This window comes from Niallia alba, assembly GCF_012933555.1.
GTDB lineage: Bacteria > Bacillota > Bacilli > Bacillales > Cytobacillaceae > Niallia > Niallia alba.
Map to the genome: position 1 here is coordinate 3,768,545 of NZ_JABBPK010000001.1, position 26,970 is coordinate 3,795,514.

The following is a 26,970-nucleotide window of genomic DNA, read 5'->3' on the forward strand; positions in this document are numbered from 1 at the left end:
TTCCTCCTTATTTTAGAAAAAAGTAGAGCGAGGTTTCTTCCTACACTCCTTAACCTTATCTTGATACGGTACTCATTCCCTAGATAGTATGAAGTAAAAATGGCGTTTTTATCCGAAGTCAATTCCGTGCTTTATTATATGTAAAACCGAAAAAATGTTTATAAATATAATATATGTAACGAAGATTATCGTTTCTAATAAAAACACACATCTAAAAATATACATTTTTATAAAAGATAATTAATTCATTTTACACAAAAAACCTTTTCAATAGTGAAAAGGCTCCTAGTAAAATCAATTCGCACCTTTCACTCTTATCGTTCAAGGAATATTTCCTTGCTTCAGGTTAGCACCTTTCCTAAGAGAATGTCCGTTCCATCTCATGTAAACATAAAATGGTTCAGTAATTTTCTTCACATAGTAGGTTGCTGGGTTTCATCGGGCCAGTCCCTCCACCAGCTCAGGATAAGAGAGTATCCGTTCAAGGTAAAATGATAGCTCAATCTATCAATGCATGTCAATCATTTTTCACTTTCTTGAATTAATTTGTTGAATTTAATGCAATAAGTTTATAAGTAATCGATGTCTTGTCATTTTCCCATTCTAATTTTTCTATAGTCGCAATCCCAGATACTTCCGCTTCTTTTGTTCTTCTTACCTCTAATGGGATATTCATCGGATATAAACGATAGTTTTCTTTTTCTAAAAGAAATAAGTTCTCTTCTAACCTTATTTCTTTCCCTTTTGTTACAATCATTGTATTTAACTCTAACGGCATGCCCATTTCACATTCCCCTTCTCTTACTCTTTTCTTTTATTTTACCATCTTTTCCGTTTGTTTTTTCATCCAGCTAGACAAAGAGGTGACAACTTTTCGATTTGTTGCTGGAGGAAAGTAATGAGTAAACGCCGGAAAATACCATGTTTCTACTTCTTTTCCAAGTTGCTTTAATTTTTCTTCTAACCGAAGACTATGATCAACGGAAACATTTTTATCTAATTGGCCATGAATAATAAGAGTAGGGGCATTTATTTGTTCCAATTGATAAAGTGGCGTTCGTTCTTCATATCTATCTGGATACTTAGAAGGAGTTCCACCTATTACTCTTTTCATCATTCGGCGTAAATCCTCGCGCTCCTCGTAGGTTAAGAACATGTCACTGACGCCGCCCCATGTTACAATTGATTTTACAGGACAATAAATCCCTACAAATAAAGCCATTACCCCTCCTCTTGAAAAACCAAAAACATGGACATCGTTCACATTTGGCAAATTCTTCAGCAATGTAAATGCTCCTATAGCATCGTACTTATCTTCTCCTGCAAAATCTTCATTGCCATCACCACCCTGGTTCCCCCGGTAAAACGGGGCAAAAACGACAAAGCCCTCAGATGCAAATTGGATGATTCTCCCTGGACGAACTTTCCCGACATTTTTAATGCCTCCCCTTAAATAAAGAAAGCCATCATAATTATTCCCATCATTAGGAGTAGCAAGCATCCCTTTGACTCGTAATCCATTAACATAATAAGTAACCAAAAACAAATCAATGGAAGGATTAGGAGAGGGAAATCGCATTTTCTCTATTATATCACCGTTCTGCATATCAAATTCTCCTTTGCCTTTTTTCCTATATTACCCCTTCTTTTCTTTTAATAATTCATTTTGAATATAAGTCAGACAATATTTAATGACATCATCCTTCATAATAAAACTAAAAGACTCATGCCAGCGCAGTTTTATTATATCTCCAGTAATTAAAACCGGACCATCTGTCTCTAGGTAATCATCTTTCTCATTCAATTGATTTATTTTTGCAAAAAAAACATCTTTCACAAAGGGTTTTTCTCCAAAGACCTGATAGGCTGCTATCCAATGTAGCCTATCAATGATTCCTCCTGTTTCCTCCATGACTTCTCTATGGGCTGTTTGAGTAGTCGTTTCGCTTATTTCTCTTTTCCCACCTGGAAACTCTAATCCACGGACCTTATGATTTGTTAATAACCATTGATTCTTATATTGACAGATAACCAATACATGTTTAGCTTCTTGGTTCCATTCAATTTTTTTTAAAGAAAGTTTCACTAAATTTTTGTTCTGATCATAAAATATTTCCATACCTTCTCCATTATTATGTATTATTAATATAGGTAGCTTGCATACTAAAGCGAAATAACATGCTTTTTCAAGCTCATTTTTTGATGGCTATTATTATCATAGCAAAGACTACCAATAAAACTGGAGTTTTTTCCTCTAAAATAGGGTATATTTTTTATAAAGGATGTTTTCGTAAAATTTGCTGCTATTACTTGCAATCAGAATACACTTTACTTTCCATGGGGCTACGCTTAAGCTTCCTTATATATCACTTCTCAAGTGTCTCGCTAATCCCCGTGGCGTCTAGGTATTCAGGCTGTTCCGTATTATCTATAAGTTTTTTTAAAAAATCTCCTTATATAAATAGTAAACTCATATGCCGTTTTTTTCGTACAGGAGATTAAAAATTCCAACGATATTAGTTATTCTTTAACATAATGTTCACATAATAGCTAGCAATAATAAGATGTTATCATATATAATACGGGTAAATAAAACGGTTACATTTTAAGATAGACTGAACTAGGAGGATAAAATGATGAAAATTATAGATGAACTATATAACTTATATAAAAATAAATTAACTGGTGACGAAGAAGATATCGATATGCTTGCCTTTGCTTTTTTAGAAGAAATGAGTAGAGAAGATTTATTACATATCATTCAGGAATTAAATGAACAAGAATTATATGATTTAATGGGTCTTTATTTAATCGAAAGCTTAAAAGGAAAGTTTGCAAGTGAAGATTACAGAAAGCCTAATAACCCAATTTTCCCCCACCGAAATTTACATTAGTTTTTTTCTCAATATAAAAAAGGCTGCTTGAGAATAATGCCCCTCCCATTAGGAAATCAAGTTCTCAAACAGCCTTTTTATTATCGATTTGTTAAATAATCAAATAAATTTTTGCCAATCAATGTAGCAGATACGAGTACAAATAATATTTTTACATAATTAGAGCCTTTTGCAATGGCAACTCTAGAGCCAATATATGCCCCTAAAATCATCGCAACTCCCATTACTATTCCATATAAATAATACACAGAATCATAACATAAAAAAACAATCAGTGCTGTCAGATTACTTCCAAAGTTAAGGACTTTCGCATTGCCCGCAGATTCTACAAAATCAAATCCCATAAGGAGAAAAGAAAATAAAAAGAAAGAGCCAGTTCCTCCCCCTAAAAAACCATCATAGAACCCTATTAATGGTACAATAAATTGAGCAAACAAAAGCTTCTTTTTTGTCATTCCATTGTATGTAGAATTTATTCCCCACTCTTTTTTCGTAAGTGTATAAATAGTCACCATGATTAAAGCAACAAGAATTAACGGCTTCAAAGCTTCCGATGGTATTTTTTGCACTACATAAACTCCGATTGCGGAACCAATAATGGAAAGAGGCAAGAGTTTTAATAGCAACTTTTTATCCGTTTTCCCATGTCTTATAAAAGAGATCGAGCTAGTCAATGATCCCATAGTTGAAGCAAGCTTATTTGTTCCTAGTGCAATTTGTGGCGGCAGTCCGGTAAATAAAAGAGCAGGCAATGAAATAAGTCCACCACCTCCCACAACAGAATCAATAAATGCAGCAATAAAACCAGCGCCAATTAAAAAAAGTAGCATTCCAAGATTTATTTCTTCCATAAAAAAATACTCCTTACCCTAACGGCAATTTTCATTTAGGTAGTAGGATACCCTCAAGGCTAATACTTGGGTAGGCATTTTAAAGTTGGCTGTTTTCGTAAAGCTTGTTGCGATTATCCGCAGCCGGAACACACTTCGCTTTCCATGGGGCTAAGCTTATTAAGCCTCCGGGGTCTCAGGCTGTCTCGCTAATCCCCGTGGAGTCTTCGTGTATTCGGGCTGTTCCATTTTTCAACTAATTCTTTTTTTCGATTGAAAAAACAACAATCCTTTAGAAAAACTCTCATGGCGGCGTTACCCGCCGCCACCGTCTATCATGAAAACTTGCTCCTATCCCATGATAGAAAGTCTAAACCACTTAACACCTGACCATAATTAATAGTACAATACGACCAGTCCGAAGACTGTTTGGTGGATCAATACAAGTTGATACCCCGTTAGAAAAACTGGTTGTGACAGTTTAAAAGAACCGTCTAATGTGTTTATAAACACGAATACAAAAATTTTGTATGATGACTTCTGTCGCTTGTATTGTATTAAAAATCTTTGAGGTGATTATATGGAAGCTATGATTGAACGGTGTGCAGGCCTAGATGTACACCAAGAAACAGTAGTTGCTTGTGTTTTATTTGGTTCATTAGATAAAAAACCAAATAAAGAGATTCAAACCTTTCCAACAACCACAAGTGGCCTTTTGGCACTTAGCGACTGGCTATCCTCACACAAAATAACGGATGCTGTAATGGAAAGTACCGGTGTATATTGGAAGCCCGTTTGGAATGTTATAGAATGTGACTTCCAATTAATCCTCGCCAATGCCCAACATGTTAAAAATGTTCCCGGAAGGAAAACAGACGTAAAAGATGCGGAGTGGTTAGCTAAACTTTTGCGTTCTGGACTAATTGAAAAAAATTTTGTACCGCCCAAAGAAATTCGTGATTTGCGAGATTTAACCCGGTATCGTAAAAAACTCATCCATACACGAACTTCTGAGCGCAATCGAATCCACAAAATTCTACAGGATGCAAATATTAAACTAACTTCTGTTTTATCTGACATTTTTGGTGTCACTGGTTGTCGCATTATTGAAGCCCTAATAAACGGCGAAAAAATAGGTGTGTTTGAACTTCAACAAATGGTTGATTCAAGAGTTAAGGCGAGCACAACAGATATTGCAGAAGCCCTTAACGGTGGAATACGTAAACATCATATTGATATGTTACGTTTCCATTGGGACCATATCAATCACATCGATGAAACAATCGAAAAAGTAGTTGAACGCATAGACCAAGCGCTTATTCCTTATCAAGAGGAGTGCGAACTACTAGATACCATACCGGGTGTGGATAAAAATGCATCCGCAATCTTTATAGCTGAAATGGGTGTAGACATGTCAGTATTTAAAAGTTCTAAACATCTAGCCTCATGGGCTGGAGTGAGTCCAGGAAATTATGAGAGTGCCGGTAAAAAAAAAACAGGTAAAACTCAGTACGGAAACAAATCATTAAGAACCACCGCTGTTGAATGTTCCATGGCTACAGATAGACAGTATAATCGCATATCTGCACATAGAAAAAGAATTATGAAACGACAAGGAAAATCGAAAGCACGGATCGCTTCCGCTCATTTAATCCTAACAATTGCTTACAATATTTTAAAAACAAGGCAACCATATCAGGAACTAGGCCCTGATTATGTTGATCTCGAACAAAGTAAAGAACAAAAAATGATTCAATACTTAAAAAGGAAAGGGTATCGTATTGAACCCACTAATGAACAAATTGCTTAATGAATAACAAAAGCACTATATTTAATCATTCCTAGCCTTTTAAAAAAGTTCAAATTTAGAAGGTTCAGCTTAGTGTTGCCTTTTACCTAAAGAGTTTTCATACAAACAGCCTAAAAGTTAAAAGCAATATCCTATACGTAAAATCGCTTTGTCAATAATCTATTTAGAAGAAGATTCACTTCCCTTATTCACTTTATCACATTAAAGGAAGAAGGAAAATTCTTATTTGAAAAATAAATACAAAATAGTACAAAGTTTTACCCTTTTACCCTATAATTATACAGGATATTTCTTCATGAACATGCAAAATTATACCTAGTCTCTATATATTGCACTTACTATTGCTGTCTTTTAGCACGGGAAAGGAAAAGAATTTCAATGCACATTTATTCAATTGTTTTAAGTGTAATTATTATACTTAATATCATTTTGGCTTTTCTTGTTATCTTTTTTGAAAGAAAAGATCCTATCGCAACATGGGCATGGCTAATGGTACTTACCTTCATCCCTATTCTAGGATTTATTTTATATTTACTTTTCGGCCAAAATTTACGAAACAGAAAATTATTTCAGTGGGATGAGCGAAAAAAGCTTGGGATAGAGCCTATATTAGCTTCCCAACTGTTACAAATAAGCTCCAATCAATTACGAACAACAAATGAAGTCATTCGGAAAAACCAAGACCTCATTTATATGAATTTATTTAACAATGATGCGGTTCTTACAGAAAACAATGCTGTCCAAATATTTACGGATGGTCATCAAAAATTTGATCAATTATTTACGGATATCAAAAATGCCAAAAAGTCGATTCATTTACAATATTATATTCTTAAAAATGATGGAATTGGCTCCGATCTTATCAGCTTACTTGTTGAAAAAGCAAAAGAAGGAGTCGAAGTACGCTTATTATATGATGAGCTTGGTTCTAGAACGTTACGAAAAAAGGTTTTTAAAGAGCTAAGAGCAGCCGGTGGTTTTGTCGAAGTATTTTTCCCAAGTAAATTTCATCTAATTAATTTACGTTTAAATTATCGCAATCACAGAAAGCTTGGAATTATCGACGGCAAAATTGGCTATATTGGTGGCTTCAATGTAGGAGATGAATATTTAGGACTCCATCCTAAATTTGGTTATTGGAGAGATACACACTTACGTATCGTAGGTACTGCCGTATATGCTATTCAAACAAGATTTATTCTTGATTGGAATCAAGCTTCCCATCTTCACGATATTAAATACTCTCCTGAATATTTTCCAGGGAAAATTGATGAAATTATTGGGAATATTGGCATGCAAATCGTTTCAAGCGGACCTGATTCTGAGTGGGAACAAATTAAAAATGGTTATATAAAAATGATTACTTCCGCCAAAGAAAGTGTTTATATTCAAACACCTTATTTTATTCCTGATGCTAGCTTACTCGATACATTAAGAATTGCTGCTCTTTCTGGTGTAGATGTAAAAATTATGATTCCGAATAAACCTGATCATATGTTTGTATACTGGGCTACCTATTCATATATCGGTGAAATGCTAAAAGCAGGAGCGAAAATTTATATATATGAGAATGGATTTATCCATGCAAAAACAATTTTAGTTGATCGAAAAATCGCTTCTGTTGGAACAGCGAATATTGATATGAGAAGCTTTAGGCTGAATTTTGAAGTAAATGCCTTCATTTATAGTGAGCAAATCGCAAATGAGCTTACAGATGATTTCTTAGAAGACATGGAATTATCGACACATTTAACAGCAGACCAATATTCAAAAAGATCGTTATGGATCCGTTTTAAAGAATCCTTTTCCAGACTCCTTAGTCCCCTTTTATAGAGCAATGAAGAGGCCGGGACATCACTAAGTAGATAATAGGTAAAGGCGAACATTCTCTAATTTAGCCCTTAAAAGCCTACTTCCCTATACTGGTTATTTATGAGTTAAGTATAAAAACTATGTTGTTCCATTGCGCTACAGACACTCGCTTTCTGCGGGGAGGAAGCTGAGCCTCCACACGCTGCGGGGTCTCAGCGCGAGCTCCACGGAAAACGAAGTGTATTCAGGCTGCGGGTGATTACCACAAACCTTTTTCACATGAATAAAAAACCCAAACAATGATACGAAATATTTTTACAATCTTCGTATCATTGTTCAGGTTTATCTTCGGCTGGAATACTTATATCCCAGCTTCATTATTTTGCGAATACCTGTTTTAACTCTTCTTTATCTTTACTTAACCAAAAATTCATCAACCTTTTTGCACCTTCTAAATCATGTAGTTTCGCTTGACCACATTGTGTCTCATTAGCAGCTGGAATTTCGGTAATTTCAATCGCTGTTTTCATTGTTGCTTCTAGTAAATCGATAATTTCATCAACAGTTGGTTCCCCACTTACCACTAAATAATAACCAGTTTGGCAACCCATTGGAGAAATATCAATAATATCAAAATGGTTGTATTTTTCTACATGTGCACGTAAGTTAAATGCTAATAAATGCTCTAATGTATGAATAACATCTGGCTTCATCGCTTGCTTATTTGGCTGACAAAAACGAATATCATATTTATTAACTACGCCATCACTACCCACTTTGTGTACACCGCAATGTCTTACGTATGGAGCTTTTACCGCTGTATGATCTAATTCAAAACTTTCAACTGAAGGCATCTAAACATCTCCCTTTTTTTCATGTATCTCTATTATAACTAAAAACCCGAGTAATTTCATCAACTTAATATATATAATTTTTTTCCAGTAACAATTCGTACGTTCCATCCTTAAATCCAGTAAGATTAAGTTGCTTAATAGAGATTGCTTTAAAACCTGTCCTCGTCCATGTTATACTACTTGCAAAAGAAGGAGAGGGAAAAAGTCACATGAAACAAGTTTTTTTATTAATCATTCGTTTTTATCGAAAGGTCATTTCACCATTAAAACCGCCAACTTGCCGTTTTTATCCAACCTGCTCTACTTATGGCTTAGAAGCAATTCAAAGGTTTGGTGCTTTTAAAGGGGGCTATTTAACCATTAAACGAATTCTTAAATGTCACCCTTTTCATCCAGGTGGTTTAGATCCTGTGCCCGATGAATGGCATTGTAGAAACCATAACCATTCGCCTAAAAAAAATAATTAATAACCATCTACCACTAAATCTAACTTGCCAGTCTTTGGATCAATTACTAACCCATGAACTGGAACATCGTTTGGTAATAAAGGATGTTTTTTTATCATATCTACGCTATGAGCAACGCTTTCTGATACAGAATTAAATCCTTTTAACCATTTCTCTAGATTTATTCCTGAATGCTTCAGTGTAGCAAAGGTTTCGTCTGATATACCTCTTTCTTTCATTTTTTCCATCATGCTGTCCGAATGTAGGGCACTCATACCACAGTCATGATGCCCAATCACCACTACTTCATCTGCTTGTAGTTCGTACACTGCCACTAAAATGCTACGCATGATACTTCCAAAAGGATGAACTACCACAGCACCTGCATTTTTTATAATTTTTACGTCTCCATTAGCAAGATTTAATGCCTGGGGTAAAAGTTCTAACAGTCTTGTATCCATACAAGTTAGAATAACCATTTTTTTATTAGGAAATTTGGTTGTAATAAATTTTTCATACTTTTCTTCCCTAACAAATTCTTCATTGTAGACTAAAATATCTTGTAATAGACTCATTTTCAAGCACTCCTTAAATAATTCAATTCATTAAATAATTTCTATTTCCTTTAACAGGGGAGAAAAGATTCTCCTTATTAATAGTAATGAAAAATTGCATAATATACAAATGTGAGACTCCATTACCTCTCAAATACTGGCTTTTCTTTTCATTTGTTCTACGTATGTATTTCCTCCATCCTTCCAATACTAAAGTATAGTGGGGCTCTCATAAGTCTCATTGTGGGTATTAACTCCACATAAAATGGATGGACATCTCCTGAATATTACTTTTAAGAAAAGTACGTACCATTAAAGAACAAAACAACTAAAGAAAAAGGAGTGGTAAACAAATGGCCAAAGATGTACTTTGTGAAGTAAGTAACTGCACTTTTTGGGAAAAAGGAAATCAGTGTGGAGCCGATCAAATTTATGTTGTAAGTAATGCCGGAAAACATGCTGACACTAGCTATGAAACAGATTGTAAAACATTTGAGCCCGAAAACAGCTTGAGCTAAATAGATTTAACCATTAAAAGGAATCCCTAGAAAGAATTCTCAGGGGATTCCTTTTTATCTATTTAATCGAACTAAATCGGCATCAGGGTGATTCCCATTTATTATTAAATCCTTTATAATAGTTGAACCAAAAGCACTATAAACCGTTCCATTCCCACCAAATCCTAAACAATAGTAGAGATTTTTCTTATTTGGATGTTCCCCAATAAAAGGAATCCCATCCTTGGATTCTCCAAAAGTAGCACCATAAACATATTCAGCCTTTAATTGCAAATAGGGAAAATGTTCTTTAATGCGAGCCAACAATCTATCTGCATAAATTTGTAAAATCCTTGGATCTCTTGGTGATTCTATTGTCTCTTCATCTAAACCGCCAGCTATAATTCTTCCGTCAACGATTGTTCGCATATAAAAGTATGGCCGCTTTGTCTCCCAAATTAGACATCTATCCTTCCAATTACGAAAAGAGGATATAGGATTCGTTATGATTGCAAAGGTTCTGTTTAATTCCGTAGGCATTTCCATTGTAAAGTTATCTAATTGATAACCTGTTGCATAAACGACATGCTTTGCTCGAATAATCGCATCTTCATTATGAAATAACCAATAACCATCTTTGTATTGAGGTTCTGTTACTTCCGTATTTTCAAAAACTTGGACATTGCTTTTCTTTGAAGCCTCTTTCACTAAAGATAGGACCAACTTTAGGGGATTTACTTCCGCATCCCCCATTGTTCGAATGGCGCCATGCTTATTAAGTCCATATAATTTATAAAGCATTTCCTCTTCTAAAAATTCTACTGGAAAATTATATTTTTTCAGTATTTCAAATTCTCTTTGAAGAGATACTATATCAGACTCTGTACTGGCATAATATAAGCTTTGTCTATCTATAAATTGTATATCATCTTGTAAAGATGTTGCAATTTTTTTCAGTTCTTTCATACCATTCAAGCATAGCTGATAAAATCGAACAGCGTCTTTCTCACCGATGCTTTCAGCAAAGGAATGAAGCATTTTATCATTTGAATACTGTAATAAACCAGTATTTGCAGAAGAGCTCCCATTGCCAACACAATTTTTATCCACTAGAATAACATCTAGTGGTTCTTTTGCGAGCTTGTATGTTAACAAAGCTCCCGACATTCCTGCCCCAATGATAAGAACATCACATGAAACTTCTTTATCCAGCTTTGGATAAACTGGTCTATCACTTATCGTTGTTGGCCAATATAATGATCCATGGTATAAGCTCACATTCCTACACTTCTTTCATTAGTTTTTTCTACGTTTAACCTCATTATCCAGTCTAGTGTTTCCTTACAATGAAAAATCCGCTTGCTCCTCTACCCACTTCCTTAATTCTCTTCTGACTATTTTTCCAGAAGCATTACGTGGAACCTCTGTTACAAAAAATATTCTTTTAGGAATTTTATATTTAGCTAAAGAGTTTTCACAATTATTGATAATCTGTTGCTCTGTTAGCATACTTTTTTCTTTTGCTACAAACGCAATCGGAACTTGTCCCCATTTATTATTCGGAATCCCAATCACTGCTGCTTCTCTTATTCCTTCCATGTCTGTAAGTACCGCTTCTACTTCTGCTGGATAAACATTTTCTCCTCCTGAAATAATTAAGTCAGACCGTCTATCTAAGACATAGAGAAAGCCCTCAGAATCTGTATACCCAATGTCACCTGTAAAAAACCATCCATCCTTTAAATGGTTGTCTTTATTTAAATAACCTTTTGAAACATTTGGGCCGCATACAGTAATCTCTCCAACTTCATTTGGTTCTAATGTTTCTCCTGAATGATTAACAATCTTTAATTGAGCAGGGAAAAGTGGCTTTCCTGCTGAACCAATTTTTCTAATACTGTCTTCTGGTGATAACGTGACAATTTGTGAAGAGGTTTCTGTCATCCCATAAGAATAATAAACTGGAATTTCTTTCTTCATGCATCGAGTGAGCAAATCTATTGTGGCAGGTCCTCCACCTAGAAGCATGTACCGGAAATAATCTGGAAATCTGTCACTTGCAACATGCTCTATTCGTTGCAACATTGTAGTAACAACAGATATAATCGTTACTTTTTCTTTCCACAAATCGGCTAGCACTTTTTTTTCATCAAAGGAATCATGCAGGACAATTTTCATACCGTAAATAATACTTCTCATTAAAATAGAATATCCGCTAATATGAAATAATGGGACTGCACATAACCAAGTATCTTTCTCATATAAGCCGGCATTTAATGTATTTCCTACTGCACTCCACCAATGGTTACCGTATGATTGAATGACTCCTTTTGGAAGGCCTGTTGTACCGGATGTATACATAATAGTACAAGTATCATCTAAATGAAGTTGCCTTTTTTCTATCGGTTCTATGTAAGGGTTATCTTCCAATTTTTCTTTATAAAAAATGGAAATAACCAACTCTTCTTCTAACTGGATTGCCTGCTCCTGAAAGTTTTCTTCTGTTATTAGATAACTAGCATTTGCATCCGATAATTGATAAGCCATTTCTTTCACGGTTAAGCGATTGTTAAGCAGGACTGCCTTTGCTCCAATAATTTGCATAGCATATAAATGGAGGACTGTTTCTAAATCATTTTTGACAAGAAATCCTACATAATCCTTGTCTTTTATTCCAAAAGCAGTCAATATTCCAGCATAATGATAGGCTCTTTCATAAAGTTCTTTAAAAGTTAGCCGCTCATTCTTATAAACAATTGCTTCTCTATCTGGCGTTAAACTCGCTCTATTTTTTAAAAAATTAGGAAGTATTTCAGTCATTACTTTTTTTATCCTCTTTTCTATAAACAAAGGTGACACTATTATTAGCATGTCTAAAAATACATTTGCTAAAAACGAGTGTCACCTACTGTTATTTTTTTATAAATGGTACATTAATAACTATTTCCCATAACCGGGAATCCAACTATTAATATCCTCTTCCTAATTAAGGGAAACGAGGGAATTGTCCAAAATCAGGGTTGCGTTTTTCCTTAAAGGAATCTCTTCCTTCTTTTGCTTCATCTGTTGTATAGTACAGTAGTGTTGCATCACCAGCAAACTGCTGAATACCAGCTAATCCATCGGTATCTGCATTAAATGCAGCTTTTAAGAAACGAAGGGCAGTTGGGCTTTTTTCTAGAATTTCTTCACACCATTTAATCGTTTCTTCTTCTACTTTTTCTAATGGTACAACAGTGTTTACTAAGCCCATGTCTAATGCTTCTTGTGCACTGTATTGGCGGCATAAGAACCAAATTTCTCTAGCCTTTTTATGGCCAACGATTCTTGCTAAGTAGCCGGAACCATAACCAGCATCAAAGCTTCCTACCTTTGGACCAGTTTGTCCAAAAATAGCATTATCTGCAGCAATTGTTAAATCGCAGACGATATGAAGAACGTGTCCTCCACCTATTGCATACCCTTTTACCATGGCGATTACAGGCTTAGGAATAACTCTAATTAGACGCTGTAAATCAAGCACGTTTAAGCGAGGAATTTGATCCTCACCAACATATCCACCATGTCCTCTAACTTTTTGATCTCCACCAGAACAGAACGCTTTATCGCCCGCACCAGTTAAAATAATTACGCCCACATCACTGTCATCTCTTGCCATTGCAAATGCATCAATTAATTCACTTACCGTTCTTGGCGTGAAAGCATTATGTACATGGGGTCTATTAATTGTAATCTTGGCAATTCCATTATATGTTTCATAAATAATTTCTTCGTACTGTCTGCCAGCAACCCATTCTACTGTCATTATTTTTCCTCCTTCTAAACAGGGCTGAACATCTATGTCAGCTCCTTAAAAACTCCAATACTATTGTACCAAAAATTTCAGGTTTCTCCACATGAATTGCATGACCTGCATCATTTACATTTAAATGTTGCATTTTTTTATTGCACTTTGCCATTTCTTCCGCAATTCCATCAAACTTTTGATCGAGTTCTCCCGTAATTAAAAGTGCCTTTTTGGGAAACTGGTAAAGTTGAGACCAATAAGAGCTTTGTGCACCTGTCCCCATTCCTCTTAAACTATTAGCTAATCCCATTGGATTATTGACTAATCGTTGATCCCTTATCGCCTGCCTAGCGTCTGGACTCAGCCGTTCCTGGCTTTTGAATAACGGAATCTTCTCCCATTTGTTCACAAAACTTATTATACCCTTTTCAAGGATAGAGTCTCCTAGTTTTTCATCCAGTATTCGTCTTTGTTTTCTCTCCAATTCAGTTCGTAAACCAGGAGAGGCACTTTCAAGTATTAGTTTCTTAACTGTATCAGGATACTCCATGCTATATGCCAAAGCTAACCTTCCACCCATCGAATAGCCTAATAAATGAACAGGAGCTATTTGAAGGTAATCAATTAGTGCTTTTAAATGGGAGACGCTTTCCTCCATTACATACTTTTTTGTTTCTTTCGGTGAATCTGTTTTTCCATGTCCAATAATATCGACTGTTATTACCTTATAATACTTCTTCCATAACGGAATAAACGGAAGCCATGTTCTGCAATCCCCAGTAAACCCATGTAATAATAAAAGGGATTCCCCTTCTCCATCAACGGTTATATGATAGTTTACATCTTTTATTTTGATAAACATACACTTCACCTTTTAAACTAATTGATCTAACACCTTTTGGATTCGATTGGTCATTTGACGATGCTCTAATAGATTTCGTTCTCGATTTGTTTGTAATTCCCAAACTCTTAAACCTGCGGTGAAATTACTTTTCTGGAATAACATCTGTAAATCTTGCCAGCTTTTTATAAGCTCATACTCACCCTTATACATTTCCACAGCATGCTTAAAATCTATATCTAAAGGAGTTCCAAATAATAACTCAAAATGTCTTGGCAGCTCTACTTGTGGAAGAAACGAAAAGATACCTCCACCATTATTATTGATTAACAGTACAGTAATTGGCAGCTGATACAACTGAGATAGGATTAAACCATTAAGATCGTGGAAAAAGGTTAAATCCCCAACAATTAAAAATAGAGGCTGCTTTATAACCCCTACACCGAGAGCGGTAGATATTGTTCCATCAATTCCATTTGCACCTCTATTGGCAACAATGGTAACTTCTTTATTTTGCTTATGAAAGAATGTATCTAAATCACGAATTGGCATACTGTTACCTACAAATAACACTGCATCATTAGGAATTAATTCTCCTAAGCTGTGGAAAAGCTTGGCTTCACTTATTTCTTGGATTTCCGCCGTTTGCATTAATTCCTTCTTCGTAAGCTCATTAATTTCAATCCATTTATTTAAATAGTGATTTAGTGAGCAATGAGAAATAACTGATGTAAGCTTTTCGCAAAAATAACCTTCTTCACAATAAACCATTTCTGTAGTTAATTGGTTAGGATCCCTGTAGCCACTACCTCCATCTACAACAATCTGTTTTGCTTGTTCATTTTCACGTAAGAAAATGGTTAATGGCTTAGAGACAGGCATACTTCCAAATCTAATAATCACATCTGGTTTTAGTAAGGATTTTACCTTTTCATTTCTTAAAAAAGTATCATATGTGTCAATGATAATTTCCTTGTCCGCACTCTTGCTTCGTAGTTGTGATAATGGATCAGCAATGATTGGAAAACCAGTCTGTCCCGCTAGTTTTATTACCTTTGCAAAAAATTCCTCATTATTTATTTCTCCACAAATAATAATTCCTTTTCTGTCCTCTTTCTTATTAAGAGTTGATACTAGATCCTGAAAATAAGAATCGCTTAATATAAACTCCCCAGTTTGAATTTGAATGGATGTTTTTTTCTGTTCTTCTAGACGATAATATTCTAAATTATCCAAATCAGGGATTAACGGTTCTCTTAATGGTATATTTACATGGACAGGACCACTAGGATGCTGCTTCGCCATTGCAATGGCTCTGGCTCCGACTGTCTTAGCATATCTAATCATACCTGGACTACTATCTGGTGTAGCCATTTCCATAAACCATTTTACATGCTTCCCATATAGATCTAATTGATCAATTGCTTGAGGAGCCCCAACATCTCTTAGTTCATGGGGACGATCTGCCGTCAACACAACTAACGGGATACGCGAAATTTTCGCCTCTACGATGGCGGGAAAATAATTCGCGGCAGCTGTTCCTGATGTACACACTAACACAGTCGGTTTCTTTGATGCTTTCGCTATTCCTAACGCAAAAAAAGCTGCTGATCTTTCATCAACATGTACATGTAACTGGATATCTTCTTCTTCTGCTAGCAATAGACTGATTGGTGTAGATCTCGAACCAGGGCTAATAACAGCATGCGCTACTCCGTTTTTTACTAACTCGGAAATCAGTGCATGCACATAAGCTGTTAACTGTTGCTGATGACTCATTTTATTTTCCTCCTAACGCAGTTAGCATCGGCTTAAATTTAATAGCTGTTTCCTCGTATTCAGAGTCAGGATCAGAGTCAGCGACAATCCCGCACCCAGCAAAGATTGTTGCAACATTGCCATGTAGTAAGCCTGAACGAATACTTACAGCGAATTCACCATTACCTTGATAATCAAGCCAACCGATTGGGGCACCATACATACCTCTATCTAGTCCTTCCACCTCTCTTATAACCTTTAACGCTTCTTCGCGTGGAAAACCACCGAGGGCTGGAGTTGGATGCAATAATCGAATTAAGGAAATTAATGATTCTGTTTCTTTCACCTTACCACTAACAGGTGTATAAAGATGCTGAATATCTCTCATTTTCATGATTTGCGGATTTGGTGGCATTTCTACCCTACTGCATACTTCTTCCATGGCATTCTTAATCATTTTAACAACATAATTATGTTCTTCTCTATTTTTTAAATCAGAAAGCAACGCTTCTGCTAGGGTATTATCTTCTTCTTTGTTTCCCCCTCTAGAAATAGAGCCAGCTAGACATGTAGAAAAAACGGTCTCTCCTTCTTTTTTTACCAATCTTTCAGGAGATGCCCCTATAAAGCATTTATCTTTTGCTTCCAAGGCGAAAATATAACCGTTGCTCTGTTGTTGTATTAATTTTTTTAGTACAAGCTCTGATTCTAATTCTCTTGAGAAATGGATTTTACTAGCACGAGCTAACACTACTTTTTTTAGATGTCCATCTAAATTGCTTATTACTTTATCAACCGTATTCTTCCATGTTGCACGGTCTACCTCTGTTATTTTCTTAATAGACGGTTCAGATGGAGAAGAATATTCTTCTAATTTTTTTTGAAATGCGAACGAGTTTTTTTCCAGCTCCACTTTTGCATTTTCTATTCTATCTTTTTGAATAAATATATTTGTTGTAATGAATTGAATTCCATTTATTTCACTTAACATAAACTGTGGCACATAAAAATGGGCTTCAGAGAATCCATCCCAGTCCTGAGTCTTCTCTTTTAATGGATCAAAGGAAAAACCCCCTAAAAGAACAGGACCAATTCCAATATGATTGAATTCATTAAATACAATCGCATTTTCTATAAGCTGTTTCCATTTCTTCTCCACATAAGAATACGAACTTTCTCCTTTTGAACATTCAATTTTTTCGCAAACGCCAATTCCTACTAGCATGTTTTCCCCAGAAGGTTCTTTCCAAAAAAAACGTTTCCCCTTATAGGCATGGAATTTAGAAAAAAAGTCCAGAATATCCGTGTTTTCTTCTATCTTCCTGACTTCACTAACTAAAATTGTGGAAGAAACACTATCCCTTATTTTTGTTTGTACCATTGTTCCAAATGCTTCATTCATCCCGTTTTGAATCCCCCTAAAACAAATCAAGAGTTTTATTTCTTGATTCTATTGGTTCAAAGATATACGCTTACTTATTATTTTAGCATATTTTACGATACACCTGTCCTTTATATTATGTCAATCATAGTGAATTCTTAATGCCGTTTCCAAATTTTGTACAATATAAAAAAATCCTCTTAAAAAGAAGAGGTTTGATAACCATAAAACAGGGAAATTTATGAATAGCTTGTCTTACATTTAATCTCCAATTACGTTTATACTGTTTTGTTATAATCGTATAGATAAGGATGTGTTTAACTTGTTGTCAACAGAACAAATAAATCATTTAAAAAAAGAATTAGAAGACAGAAAATCAAATGTATTGAATAGGATTAATGGATATGCAAGTGAAGAAAATGTTCAAGAATCAGTAGGTGAATTATCAAGCTATGATAACCATCCGGCAGATATGGGAACCGAGTTATATGAAAGAGAAAAAGATTCAGCATTAGAAGAACATGACCAATCTGAATTAAATAAAATTAATAACGCTTTGAAAGCAATAGAAGATGGATCTTATGGGATTTGTAAAGTTTCAGGAAAAGAAATTCCTTATGAGAGATTAGAAGCAATTCCAACTGCCCTCACTCTCAAAGAATATAGCGAAGAACAATCTATAGCTTCTGATCGCCCAGTTGAAGATGATATCCTTGAACTAGCTCATGGAAATGAATATCGTCACTATGATACTGGTGACGTGAGAGACTATCAAGATAGTTTTCAAGAAGTTGCCCGCTATGGGACATCTGAAACTCCCTCAGATTTAAGAGGTGATTTTAAAGATTATGATAGTCTTTATGATAGGGATAGTGATAACGGAGACTTCCCTGAAGACTATGAAGCCTTTACAGCTACAAATATTGATGGCTCTGAACGATCTGTTTACCCTTCTAAAGAAAAGGAACAATATGAGCAGGCATTAGATGATGAAGGAATAGAAGCTCCTTTTGGAGATGTCCCTTACCGTAAAACAGATGGATATACAGACAATAAGGGAAAAAAAGAGAAATAAGGTTGGGACATAATTTTTTCAGCTATAAATAAACCCGAATAATTATACGATAATAACACACCATTGTTCAGGTTTATAAAAGACTGTTTCAGTAAAGTTGGTGTTAATATCCGCAGCCTGAATACACTTCGCTTTCCATGGGGCGAGCGCCGAGCCGCAGTCTGCCTATGTCCTGCAGGGTCTCGGACTTTCTCGCAGCTCCCATAGGAGTCTACGTGTATTTAGGCTGCTCCATTTTTCTTGCTAATTTATTTTTTCTTGGCAAAAAATAAATTTTTAGAAATTGCCTTTAAAAACGAAGTGGAATGGAGCGGAAAACACTCGACTCCTGCGGAAAATAGAGGAAAGCGAGTGTTTGTAGCGCAATGGAACGAATTAGTTTTTAGACTTGACTATATTTAAAAACTTAGAATACTTTATTTAAGAGCTAAATGAGATTGTTCGTCTTTACAGAGTGGCTATTTAGTTTTATCCCCGCCTCTTCCAGCTCTTAAGAATAAGGTTTTATATGCCAAATATCATCTGCATATTCTTTTATTGTGCGATCACTTGAAAAATGACCTGACATAGCAATATTAACAATACTTTTTTGTAGCCAATCTTGCTTATTCTTAAATACCTGATTCACCTTTTCATGAATATTTGCGTAAGAATTAAAATCTTTTAAGACGAAAAATTGATCATTCTCTATTAGTAAAGAATCAAGAATGGGATCAAATTCATTGGAAGGATGATCATAAAATCCATTTTTCAATTGATTGAATACCTCATGAATCCTATCATCATGATAATAATACTCCCGAGAACTATAACCGCCATTTTGATAAAGTTCTAATACTTGATCTGCATTCATTCCGAAGATGAAAATATTCTCATCTCCCACTAAATCATGCATTTCAATGTTAGCACCATCAAGTGTTCCGATGGTCAATGCACCATTCATCATAAATTTCATATTACCTGTACCGGAAGCTTCTTTACTTGCTGTTGATATTTGCTCACTAACATCAGCAGCAGGAAAAATATGCTCTGCCAGTGAAACACGATAATTTTCGAGAAAGACAACCTTTAATTTATCTTGGATTCTTTTATCATTATTAACTTTATGAGCAACTGTATTAATTAATTTTATAATTTTCTTGGCATAATAATAACCAGGTGATGCCTTTGCTCCAAATATAAATGTTCTCGGTTCCATGTCAATCGTTGGATCTTCTCTTAACTTATTATAGAGAGTCATGATATGCAGAATATTTAGTAACTGTCTTTTATATGCGTGCAGCCTCTTTACCTGTACATCAAAAATAGAAGAAGGGTCTACAAGGATACCATTTTTCTCCTTAATAATCTTAGCTAGTATCTCTTTATTATTATGCTTTATAGAGGCAATATTTTCTTTAAAATTCACATCGTCCTGGTAATTAAGCAATTCCTTTAGAAAAATGGGCTCATCAATCCATTTATCACCAATGGTTTGAGAAATTAAGTTCGTCAACTTAGGATTTGTTTTTATTAACCACCTTCTATGAGTGATGCCATTTGTCTTATTATTAAACTTTTCGGGATAAAATGCATAGAAATCAGCCATTTCTCGTTTCTTTAAAATCTCCGTATGAATTTCTGCTACTCCATTTACACTATAGCTACCGACCAAAGCTAAATGAGCCATCTTTATCATGCCATGTGCAATTATTGCCATTTTCTCAATTTTTTGAAAATCACCCGGATACCGTTCCCATAATTCTTTACAGAAACGCTCATTTATTTCATTGATAATCATATAAATCCGTGGTAATAAAGGTTGGAATATATAGATTGGCCATTGCTCTAATGCTTCAGATAATGTGGTATGATTGGTGTAAGAAATAGTATTTGTAGTAATATCCCATGCTTCTTCCCAGCCTAATCCTTCCTCATCCATTAATATTCTCATAAGCTCAGGGATTGCCAATACGGGATGCGTATCATTTACGTGGATGCTTATATAGTGATGCATTTCACTAATATTTTTATGTTGCTGCTTATAATTTCGAACAATGGACTGTAAGCTTGCAGAAACTAAAAAATATTGTTGTTTTAAGCGTAAGATTTTGCCTTCGTCATTGGAGTCATCTGGATACAAAAATCCTGAAATTGATTCAGTTTCCCTTTTATATCGCATAATATCTTTGACATCTTTTGCAATCAAAGATGTTGGCTCCGCATTCCACAACCTTAGTGTATTAACAGTCGACGTATGATAACCGATTACTGGTACATCATGTGGAACTGCTGTTACAGCTTCGGCATTTAAATGCCGAAACTGTAACTTCCCATTCCTTTCATACATATCGATATTTCCCCAGAAATAAATGTCTACCGCTAAATCTTCTTTTCTGACTTCCCAAACCTGTCCTTGCTTTAACCATTGTTCAGGTAATTCAATTTGGTATCCATCCACAATTCGCTGTTCAAATAATCCATGCTTATATCGAATGCCATAACCATGCCCTGGCAAGTTTAATGTTGCGAGAGAATCTAAGAAACATGCAGCAAGTCTTCCTAGTCCACCATTTCCAAGACCAGCATCATGCTCAATATCTTCTACTTCAAAGAAATCAATTCCAAGATCTGCCAATCCTTCTATTACAACTTGATCAATGCCTAAGTTTATTAAGTTATTATGAAGCAATCTTCCTAATAAAAACTCGATTGAAAGATAATACACCTGTTTTCCATTATTATTACGGCTTTGCTCATTTGTCTGTATCCAATTCGAGCTTACATACTCTCTAATCATGTGACCTAATGTTTGAAAATGATCGCTACTTGTTGTATCTTCAAAGGTTTTTCCATATGTCATCTCAAGCCTTTGCAAAAAATACCTTTTAAATCGTTCCTTATTAGAAAACATGGGATTCACTCCTCGAGATAAGCTCTGCATATAATTGATTATATTTGAATGCAGATTGAGCCCAACTATTATCCATCGACATCGCATTCTTCATTAGTTTATGCCATACTTCTTTATCCTCTTTATAAAAACCAATACCTCTTCTAATCGTAAAAAGCATGTCATGGGCATTAAAATTAGTAAAACTAAATCCATTTCCTTCTTCTGTCAGCTCATTATAAGAGAAAACTGTATCATTAAGTCCACCAGTTTCTCTTACAATTGGGATATTACCATATCTTAATGCAATTAACTGTCCTAATCCACATGGTTCAAACTTAGAAGGCATTAGAAATAAGTCGGCACCTGCATATATTTGATGAGCTAAGTTTTCATCAAATCCAATATAGGCTTTACACTTGTCAGAATACGTATATTCCATTTCACGGAAAAAGTTCTCAAATTCCGGATCCCCTGTTCCTAATACTAGGAACTGTACATCCTCTTCCATTATTTCATGAAATACGTGCCTTACTAATTCCAATCCCTTTTGACTAGTTAATCTGGTAATCATACAAATAATTGGAACCTCTGGATCTTCCTTTAATCCAAACTTCTGCTGAATAAATTTTTTATTTTCTTGCTTTTTTTCTAAAGAAGTAACCGTATAATTAGCTGTTATCCCTGGATCTGTTTCTGGATTATATGTTTCCTCATCGATACCATTTATAATGCCATATAAATCAGACTCTCTCTGCTTTAATACATTATTCAGCTTCTCCCCATAATATTCTGTTTGGATTTCGTTTTTGTAGGTAGGGCTTACTGTTGTTATTTTATCAGTAGCAATAAGTCCCCCTTTCATCAAATTAACGTTTCCATAAAATTCAAGATTATCTGCTGTAAAATAATAATCATTTAAATTAAATAAATCACCAAGAACCTCTCTTGGCAATATTCCCTGAAATTGAAGATTATGTATGGTAAAAACAGTTTTTATATTGCTATACTCTTTTTTCCACTTATAGTCGACATTCAATAAGAAAGGGATCATTGCTGTATGCCAATCATGGCAATGAATAATATCTGGATAATCGGCTAAATAAGGTAAGCTCTCTAATACGGCTCTATTAAAAAATGCAAAGCGTTCGCCATCATCTCCATAGCCATACAAGCCACTTCTCTTAAAGTACCACTCGTTATCAATAAAATAAAAAGTAATACCATCCACTTCTAACTCTTCAATTCCACAATATTGATTTCGCCAACCGATTGGAACAAAAAAATAACATCGCTTCTTAATATTAGCAAGTAAATGTGCTGGAATATCTTGATATTTTGGCATAATTACAGCCACATCCGTGCCTTGTTTTTTTAATTCTTTAGGAAGAGAACCAGCCACATCTGCCAGTCCTCCTGATTTTATAAATGGTACACATTCTGAAACTGCAAATAATACTCTCACGAATTCATCAACGCTCCTTGCACTGTTCCTTTTCTTACGACAAAGGGAGAATTAGCAGTACCAATCATCACTGTACCACTTTCTACGATTACATCCTTATCTAAAATAACAGAATCTAACTGGCAATTTTCTCCGATTGTACACTTTTGCATGATAATACAGTTTTTTAAACTAGAACCCTTTCCGACTTTAACCGCTCTAGATATAATACTATTATTAATATCACCTTCTATAAAGCAACCATTCGCTATCATGGAGTTTTTTACTTCTCCTGTACTAGTATAACGAGTAGGTGGCTCATCTTTTACTTTTGTAAATATTGGTCTCTCTTTTATAAAAAGCTGATTCCATACATTTGATTTTAATATATCTTTACTTACACGATAGTAACTAGATATAGAATCTATTTTTTCGGCATAGCCGTTATATTCATATTCACATATTTTTAACTGATTATTAATATCTAACACAACGTCCTTCATGCATGTATAACCTGTTGCATCCCTTGAGTCTATTAAATTAATTAGCTTTGATTTCTTGATTAAATATACTTCTAACGAATTCCCATTATTAGTAACTTCCGTTATATCACAACCAGAGGCGAGATGACGCTCTAATACAGGATTAAAATTCATATTAAAAACAGTAAAACAATTTGCAACTATTGCATATTCTTGTTTACTGCGGTGAAAATAATCAATATTTGCCGCAAAGTGATTAAATGAGCCAATTCCATTCGTATTAGAATCAGAAATAGAGGCTGGAAAGAAGAATAAACCATCTCTCTTTCTATCCAAGTCCCAATTTTTCCCTGATCCTAAGTGGTCCATTAACGAGCGATACTGATACTTTGGAAAAATAGCAACGCTTCCTATTCCAGAGTTCACCATATTGGAAAGGACAAAATCGATTAATCGATATCGTCCACCAATTGGAAGTGCAGCAAGTGTACGATGAGCAGTTAACTCTTCTAAATCTTCCAGGTGTGTTGTTGCATCAATAATGCCCAGCATTGATCTTTTCATCTTAATCCCTCCTATCTAGTTTGTTAGGAAATCATTTCATTAACCATTTCTTCTGTAACCAATACTACCTCATCTAGGTCTTTCTCTGGTTTAATGACCATTCCATCTGGTATTGTAATGTCAGAAGGGACAATAGCCTTCTCTATATAAACATCATTTCCAATCTTCGCATCAGGCATTATGACAGAACTACGTATGATTGTCCCTTTCCCTACAGTCACCCCCTGGAAAACAATTGATTTTTCTAAATCTCCACTAATAATACAACCTTCATTCACCATAGACTCTCTTACATGTGCATCACTTGAGATATATTGTGGGGGATGATTTGGATTAACCGTATAGATTCTCCAATTATAATCAGAGATATTTAATGCACTATTATCATCCAGCAAATCCATATTTGCTTCCCAGAGACTTTGAACAGTTCCAACATCTTTCCAATATCCTTTAAATGGGTAAGCTACAACCTTTTTCTTTTGTTCTATTAGTAAAGGAATTATATCTTTCCCAAAATCATGGGAGGAATTTTTATTTAAGTTATCTTCTTCTAGTAATTCTTTCAATACCTTCCATTTAAAAATATATATCCCCATTGAGGCTAAATTATTTTTAGGATGTTGAGGCTTCTCTTCGAATTCTATGATATCCATATCTTTATTTGTATTCATGATTCCGAATCTACTAGCTTCTTCCCACCCTACTTGAATAACCGAGATAGAAGCATCTGCTTGCTTATTGATATGATACTCAAGCATTTCTTCATAATTCATTTTATAAATATGATCTCCTGATAAAATAAGAACATATTCAGGATCATATTGAGACAAATAGTTCTGATTTTGATAAATAGCACTTGCTGTTCCTGTATACCATTTTACTTCAGATGATTCACTGTATGGGGGCAATACGGTTACCCCTCCATTGACACGGTCTAGGTCCCATGCACTTCCTATCCCAATATATGAGTTCAAAACTAAGGGCTGATATTGCGTTAAAACTCCAACCGTTTCTATTCCCGAATTGGAACAATTGCTTAAAGTAAAATCAATAATTCGATATTTCCCTCCAAAAGGAATAGCCGGTTTTGCTAAACTCTTAGTTAAAGAATAGAGTCTACTCCCCTTTCCTCCTGCTAGAAGCATTGCGACGCACCGTTTCTTTCCCATTTCCTTTTCTCTCCTTCCGATGTTGAACTGGACGTAAAATGATCATACTAAAAGCTGGTATTGTGAGTTGAACAGAATAAGGTTTTCCATGAAATTCTACTTTTTCTGCTTTTATTATTTTTTTATTTATATAATTAGCTCCACCAAATCTATCAGTGTCACTATTTAATATTTCTCGGAAAGAGTTATTTAGAGGCACGCCAATTCTGTAATTTTCGTAAGTATGATAAGTGAAATTACAAATGACGACTAAATAATCCTCTTCGCTCTCAGCTTTACGTATAAAGGAGAATATCGACTGTTCTCTATTGTTTACATCTATCCAATCAAAGCCTTCATTTACGTGATCCAATTGAAACAAAGGCTTAGATCTTTTATAGATTTTTAATAGCTCCTTCATATACTCATTTGCCTTTTGGTGCATCTCATAATCTAGCAGCATCCAATCTAACTGTTCCTTATCTTTCCATTCTGCAAACTGTGCAAATTCATTTCCCATAAATAATAATTTTTTTCCTGGATGGGCAATCATATATCCTAAAAGAAGACGAAATTGAGCAAATTTTTGCCAATAATCGCCTGGCATCTTATCTACTAATGATTTTTTTCCATGAACAACTTCATCGTGTGAAAATGGCAAAACAAAATTTTCGGAAAAGGCATAATGTAGAGAAAAGGAGACTTTATCATGAACATGTTTTCTATGAACGGGATCAGTTTCCATATAGGTTAAAATATCATTCATCCATCCCATATTCCATTTGTAATGGAACCCAATGCCTCCATAATGGACTGGAGCCGTTACTTGAGGCCAATCAGTAGAATCCTCAGCAAACATTAAGACTGTTGAATCGTATTGACTAACTGTTTGATTAAGCTTTTGAAGGAAATCGATTCCATATTGATTTACACTGTTTTCATTTGAATTGGGCCAATAAATAATATTGGAAACAGCATCAACTCTAAATCCGTCGACGTGAAAATATTCCATCCAAAAGATTGCGTTTGAAATAAGAAAACTCTGTACTTCATTTTTTCCTAAATCAAAATTAGCTGTTCCCCATACATGATTCTCACGATCCATCGGATTTGCATAATCAAATTGACTCGTTCCATCAAACTGATAAAGACCATGTGCATCTTTACAGAAGTGGCCAGGGACCCAATCTAAAATAACGCCAAGACCGTGCTGATGGCATTGATCGATAAAATACATTAAATCTTTTGGTTCCCCAAATCTACTTGTCGCTGAATAATATCCTGTACCTTGATACCCCCAAGATATATCAAGTGGATGTTCTACTAGAGGCAGCAATTCTAAATGTGTAAAGCCTTGTTCAACAACATATGGAATTAATTCATCAGCAAGTTCTCTATAAGTATAAAGATCTCCACTCTCATGAATTTTCCAAGAACCTAAATGAACCTCATATATAGCAAGTGGCTCATTTAAATAGTTTTTCTTAGCCTTTTTTTGTTTCCATTTTGTATCTTTCCATTTATAGCCTTCCAATGAATAAACAATTGACGCTGTATTGGGTCTTACTTCAGAGAAAAAAGCATATGGATCAGCTTTCAAGAATACTTTTCCATCAGGCGTCGTTAATTTGTACTTGTACATAGAACCTGTTAGATCCTTATCGACATTTAGAAGCCAAACACCTTCATTATTTATTTGTTCAAGGGAATATCCCTCACCACTCCAATTATTAAAATCCCCAACTAATTGGATACTTAGAGCATTGGGAGCCCAAACACAAAAACTGGTGTAAACCTCTCCATTTTTATGATGAACATGGGATCCAAATAATCTATAGCTCTCAAACAAGTTACCTTCATGAAATAAATGTAGTTGAAATTCTGTTGGGTATACTGTCTCCACTGTCATCCTACTTTCTAT

The 26,970-nt window shown here is 34.9% G+C and carries 23 protein-coding genes and 1 riboswitch; of the genes, 6 read left to right on the top strand and 17 right to left on the bottom strand.

All coding sequences use genetic code 11. The features are described from left to right. Window positions 1–311: 311 nt before the first annotated feature. Window positions 312–472: riboswitch (SAM riboswitch) on the bottom strand. 69 nt (window positions 473–541) lie between these two features. The 3 genes from HHU08_RS18000 to ytkD are packed head-to-tail and all read right to left on the bottom strand — an operon-like array spanning window position 542 to window position 2,119. Next, window positions 542–784 carry a DUF2584 domain-containing protein gene (locus HHU08_RS18000; protein ID WP_016202868.1) on the bottom strand — a complete coding sequence of 81 codons (243 nt, stop codon included), beginning with the start codon at window positions 782–784 and terminating at the stop codon, window positions 542–544. 30 nt (window positions 785–814) lie between these two features. After that, window positions 815–1,606 (bottom strand): alpha/beta hydrolase family protein, encoded by a 792-nt coding sequence (locus HHU08_RS18005; protein ID WP_016202869.1) that lies wholly within the window; start codon window positions 1,604–1,606, stop codon window positions 815–817. 30 nt (window positions 1,607–1,636) lie between these two features. Then, on the bottom strand, window positions 1,637–2,119 hold the full coding sequence (gene ytkD / locus HHU08_RS18010) for an RNA deprotection pyrophosphohydrolase (protein WP_016202870.1): 483 nt from the start codon (window positions 2,117–2,119) through the stop codon (window positions 1,637–1,639). Between the two features lie 517 nt (window positions 2,120–2,636). On the opposite strand from ytkD, the gene HHU08_RS18015 reads away from it, so the two are divergent. Then, entirely contained in the window at window positions 2,637–2,894 is a 258-nt protein-coding gene (locus tag HHU08_RS18015; protein ID WP_016202871.1) for a DUF6154 family protein, read from the top strand. 80 nt (window positions 2,895–2,974) lie between these two features. Here the strand turns inward: HHU08_RS18015 and HHU08_RS18020 are convergent, their stop codons facing one another. After that, window positions 2,975–3,745 carry a sulfite exporter TauE/SafE family protein gene (locus tag HHU08_RS18020; RefSeq protein ID WP_169188992.1) on the bottom strand — a complete coding sequence of 257 codons (771 nt, stop codon included), beginning with the start codon at window positions 3,743–3,745 and terminating at the stop codon, window positions 2,975–2,977. 559 nt (window positions 3,746–4,304) lie between these two features. Between HHU08_RS18020 and HHU08_RS18025 the strand changes: the two genes are divergently transcribed. Beyond that, window positions 4,305–5,534, top strand: coding sequence for an IS110 family RNA-guided transposase (locus HHU08_RS18025; protein ID WP_100525939.1), 1,230 nt, complete (start codon window positions 4,305–4,307; stop codon window positions 5,532–5,534). A 378-nt stretch (window positions 5,535–5,912) separates the two neighbouring features. Continuing rightward, on the top strand, window positions 5,913–7,367 hold the full coding sequence (gene cls / locus HHU08_RS18030) for a cardiolipin synthase (protein WP_016202873.1): 1,455 nt from the start codon (window positions 5,913–5,915) through the stop codon (window positions 7,365–7,367). A 356-nt stretch (window positions 7,368–7,723) separates the two neighbouring features. On the opposite strand, the gene HHU08_RS18035 is transcribed toward cls, so the two are convergent. Continuing rightward, entirely contained in the window at window positions 7,724–8,200 is a 477-nt protein-coding gene (locus HHU08_RS18035) for an S-ribosylhomocysteine lyase (protein WP_016202874.1), read from the bottom strand. Between the two features lie 209 nt (window positions 8,201–8,409). On the opposite strand from HHU08_RS18035, the gene yidD reads away from it, so the two are divergent. Then, the gene (yidD, locus tag HHU08_RS18040) at window positions 8,410–8,667 is read left to right on the top strand and encodes a membrane protein insertion efficiency factor YidD (RefSeq protein WP_016202875.1); all 258 of its coding nucleotides are present in this window, start codon (window positions 8,410–8,412) and stop codon (window positions 8,665–8,667) included. On the opposite strand, the gene HHU08_RS18045 is transcribed toward yidD, so the two are convergent. Continuing rightward, window positions 8,664–9,221 (bottom strand): beta-class carbonic anhydrase, encoded by a 558-nt coding sequence (locus HHU08_RS18045; protein WP_016202876.1) that lies wholly within the window; start codon window positions 9,219–9,221, stop codon window positions 8,664–8,666. The two genes, yidD and HHU08_RS18045, sit on opposite strands and share 4 nt — an antisense overlap. A gap of 332 nt (window positions 9,222–9,553) precedes the next feature. On the opposite strand from HHU08_RS18045, the gene HHU08_RS18050 reads away from it, so the two are divergent. After that, window positions 9,554–9,718, top strand: a complete 165-nt coding sequence (locus HHU08_RS18050; RefSeq protein WP_016202877.1) for a DUF1540 domain-containing protein — start codon at window positions 9,554–9,556, stop codon at window positions 9,716–9,718. A gap of 54 nt (window positions 9,719–9,772) precedes the next feature. Here HHU08_RS18050 and HHU08_RS18055 read toward each other — a convergent pair whose 3' ends face one another. The 6 genes from HHU08_RS18055 to HHU08_RS18080 form a co-directional block, all read right to left on the bottom strand. Continuing rightward, complete coding sequence (locus tag HHU08_RS18055; RefSeq protein ID WP_169188993.1) at window positions 9,773–10,975, bottom strand: NAD(P)/FAD-dependent oxidoreductase; 1,203 nt, start codon at window positions 10,973–10,975, stop codon at window positions 9,773–9,775. A 63-nt stretch (window positions 10,976–11,038) separates the two neighbouring features. Further along, complete coding sequence (locus HHU08_RS18060) at window positions 11,039–12,517, bottom strand: o-succinylbenzoate--CoA ligase (protein ID WP_169188994.1); 1,479 nt, start codon at window positions 12,515–12,517, stop codon at window positions 11,039–11,041. A 166-nt stretch (window positions 12,518–12,683) separates the two neighbouring features. Further along, entirely contained in the window at window positions 12,684–13,502 is an 819-nt protein-coding gene (gene menB, locus HHU08_RS18065) for a 1,4-dihydroxy-2-naphthoyl-CoA synthase (RefSeq protein ID WP_016202880.1), read from the bottom strand. A gap of 37 nt (window positions 13,503–13,539) precedes the next feature. Beyond that, a complete protein-coding gene (menH, locus tag HHU08_RS18070; protein ID WP_101730617.1) occupies window positions 13,540–14,346 on the bottom strand; it encodes a 2-succinyl-6-hydroxy-2,4-cyclohexadiene-1-carboxylate synthase in 807 nt (268 codons plus the stop codon). Between the two features lie 12 nt (window positions 14,347–14,358). Then, the gene (menD, locus tag HHU08_RS18075) at window positions 14,359–16,104 is read right to left on the bottom strand and encodes a 2-succinyl-5-enolpyruvyl-6-hydroxy-3-cyclohexene-1-carboxylic-acid synthase (RefSeq protein WP_169188995.1); all 1,746 of its coding nucleotides are present in this window, start codon (window positions 16,102–16,104) and stop codon (window positions 14,359–14,361) included. 1 nt (window position 16,105) lies between these two features. Continuing rightward, entirely contained in the window at window positions 16,106–17,485 is a 1,380-nt protein-coding gene (locus tag HHU08_RS18080) for an isochorismate synthase (protein ID WP_016202883.1), read from the bottom strand. Between the two features lie 292 nt (window positions 17,486–17,777). Between HHU08_RS18080 and HHU08_RS18085 the strand changes: the two genes are divergently transcribed. Next, window positions 17,778–18,539 (top strand): TraR/DksA C4-type zinc finger protein, encoded by a 762-nt coding sequence (locus HHU08_RS18085; protein ID WP_407939841.1) that lies wholly within the window; start codon window positions 17,778–17,780, stop codon window positions 18,537–18,539. A gap of 490 nt (window positions 18,540–19,029) precedes the next feature. Here HHU08_RS18085 and HHU08_RS18090 read toward each other — a convergent pair whose 3' ends face one another. From HHU08_RS18090 to glgB, 5 genes are read right to left on the bottom strand one after another with little or no spacing between them, the layout of a single operon-like run. After that, window positions 19,030–21,432, bottom strand: a complete 2,403-nt coding sequence (locus HHU08_RS18090) for a glycogen/starch/alpha-glucan phosphorylase (RefSeq protein WP_169188997.1) — start codon at window positions 21,430–21,432, stop codon at window positions 19,030–19,032. Then, window positions 21,422–22,876, bottom strand: coding sequence for a glycogen synthase GlgA (gene glgA / locus HHU08_RS18095; protein WP_101730614.1), 1,455 nt, complete (start codon window positions 22,874–22,876; stop codon window positions 21,422–21,424). The genes HHU08_RS18090 and glgA overlap by 11 nt, the downstream gene beginning before the upstream one ends. Next, on the bottom strand, window positions 22,873–23,901 hold the full coding sequence (locus tag HHU08_RS18100; protein ID WP_169188998.1) for a GlgC family sugar phosphate nucleotidyltransferase: 1,029 nt from the start codon (window positions 23,899–23,901) through the stop codon (window positions 22,873–22,875). Before HHU08_RS18100 ends, glgA begins: the two co-directional genes overlap by 4 nt. Window positions 23,902–23,924: 23 nt before the next feature. Beyond that, the gene (locus HHU08_RS18105) at window positions 23,925–25,070 is read right to left on the bottom strand and encodes a glucose-1-phosphate adenylyltransferase (protein WP_101730612.1); all 1,146 of its coding nucleotides are present in this window, start codon (window positions 25,068–25,070) and stop codon (window positions 23,925–23,927) included. After that, window positions 25,018–26,958, bottom strand: coding sequence for a 1,4-alpha-glucan branching enzyme (glgB, locus tag HHU08_RS18110; protein ID WP_169189708.1), 1,941 nt, complete (start codon window positions 26,956–26,958; stop codon window positions 25,018–25,020). Before glgB ends, HHU08_RS18105 begins: the two co-directional genes overlap by 53 nt. Between the last annotated feature and the right edge of the window lie 12 nt (window positions 26,959–26,970).

Bases quoted from the DNA above. Each gene is read 5' to 3' on its own strand.
- HHU08_RS18000 (WP_016202868.1), bottom strand. From the start codon at position 784: ATGGGCATGCCGTTAGAGTTAAATACAATGATTGTAACAAAAGGGAAA.
- HHU08_RS18005 (WP_016202869.1), bottom strand. From the start codon at position 1,606: ATGCAGAACGGTGATATAATAGAGAAAATGCGATTTCCCTCTCCTAAT.
- ytkD (WP_016202870.1), bottom strand. From the start codon at position 2,119: ATGGAAATATTTTATGATCAGAACAAAAATTTAGTGAAACTTTCTTTA.
- HHU08_RS18015 (WP_016202871.1), top strand. From the start codon at position 2,637: ATGAAAATTATAGATGAACTATATAACTTATATAAAAATAAATTAACT.
- HHU08_RS18020 (WP_169188992.1), bottom strand. From the start codon at position 3,745: ATGGAAGAAATAAATCTTGGAATGCTACTTTTTTTAATTGGCGCTGGT.
- HHU08_RS18025 (WP_100525939.1), top strand. From the start codon at position 4,305: ATGGAAGCTATGATTGAACGGTGTGCAGGCCTAGATGTACACCAAGAA.
- cls (WP_016202873.1), top strand. From the start codon at position 5,913: ATGCACATTTATTCAATTGTTTTAAGTGTAATTATTATACTTAATATC.
- HHU08_RS18035 (WP_016202874.1), bottom strand. From the start codon at position 8,200: ATGCCTTCAGTTGAAAGTTTTGAATTAGATCATACAGCGGTAAAAGCT.
- yidD (WP_016202875.1), top strand. From the start codon at position 8,410: ATGAAACAAGTTTTTTTATTAATCATTCGTTTTTATCGAAAGGTCATT.
- HHU08_RS18045 (WP_016202876.1), bottom strand. From the start codon at position 9,221: ATGAGTCTATTACAAGATATTTTAGTCTACAATGAAGAATTTGTTAGG.
- HHU08_RS18050 (WP_016202877.1), top strand. From the start codon at position 9,554: ATGGCCAAAGATGTACTTTGTGAAGTAAGTAACTGCACTTTTTGGGAA.
- HHU08_RS18060 (WP_169188994.1), bottom strand. From the start codon at position 12,517: ATGACTGAAATACTTCCTAATTTTTTAAAAAATAGAGCGAGTTTAACG.
- menB (WP_016202880.1), bottom strand. From the start codon at position 13,502: ATGACAGTAGAATGGGTTGCTGGCAGACAGTACGAAGAAATTATTTAT.
- menH (WP_101730617.1), bottom strand. From the start codon at position 14,346: ATGTTTATCAAAATAAAAGATGTAAACTATCATATAACCGTTGATGGA.
- menD (WP_169188995.1), bottom strand. From the start codon at position 16,104: ATGAGTCATCAGCAACAGTTAACAGCTTATGTGCATGCACTGATTTCC.
- HHU08_RS18080 (WP_016202883.1), bottom strand. From the start codon at position 17,485: ATGAATGAAGCATTTGGAACAATGGTACAAACAAAAATAAGGGATAGT.
- HHU08_RS18090 (WP_169188997.1), bottom strand. From the start codon at position 21,432: ATGTTTTCTAATAAGGAACGATTTAAAAGGTATTTTTTGCAAAGGCTT.
- HHU08_RS18100 (WP_169188998.1), bottom strand. From the start codon at position 23,901: ATGAAAAGATCAATGCTGGGCATTATTGATGCAACAACACACCTGGAA.
- HHU08_RS18105 (WP_101730612.1), bottom strand. From the start codon at position 25,070: ATGGGAAAGAAACGGTGCGTCGCAATGCTTCTAGCAGGAGGAAAGGGG.
- glgB (WP_169189708.1), bottom strand. From the start codon at position 26,958: ATGACAGTGGAGACAGTATACCCAACAGAATTTCAACTACATTTATTT.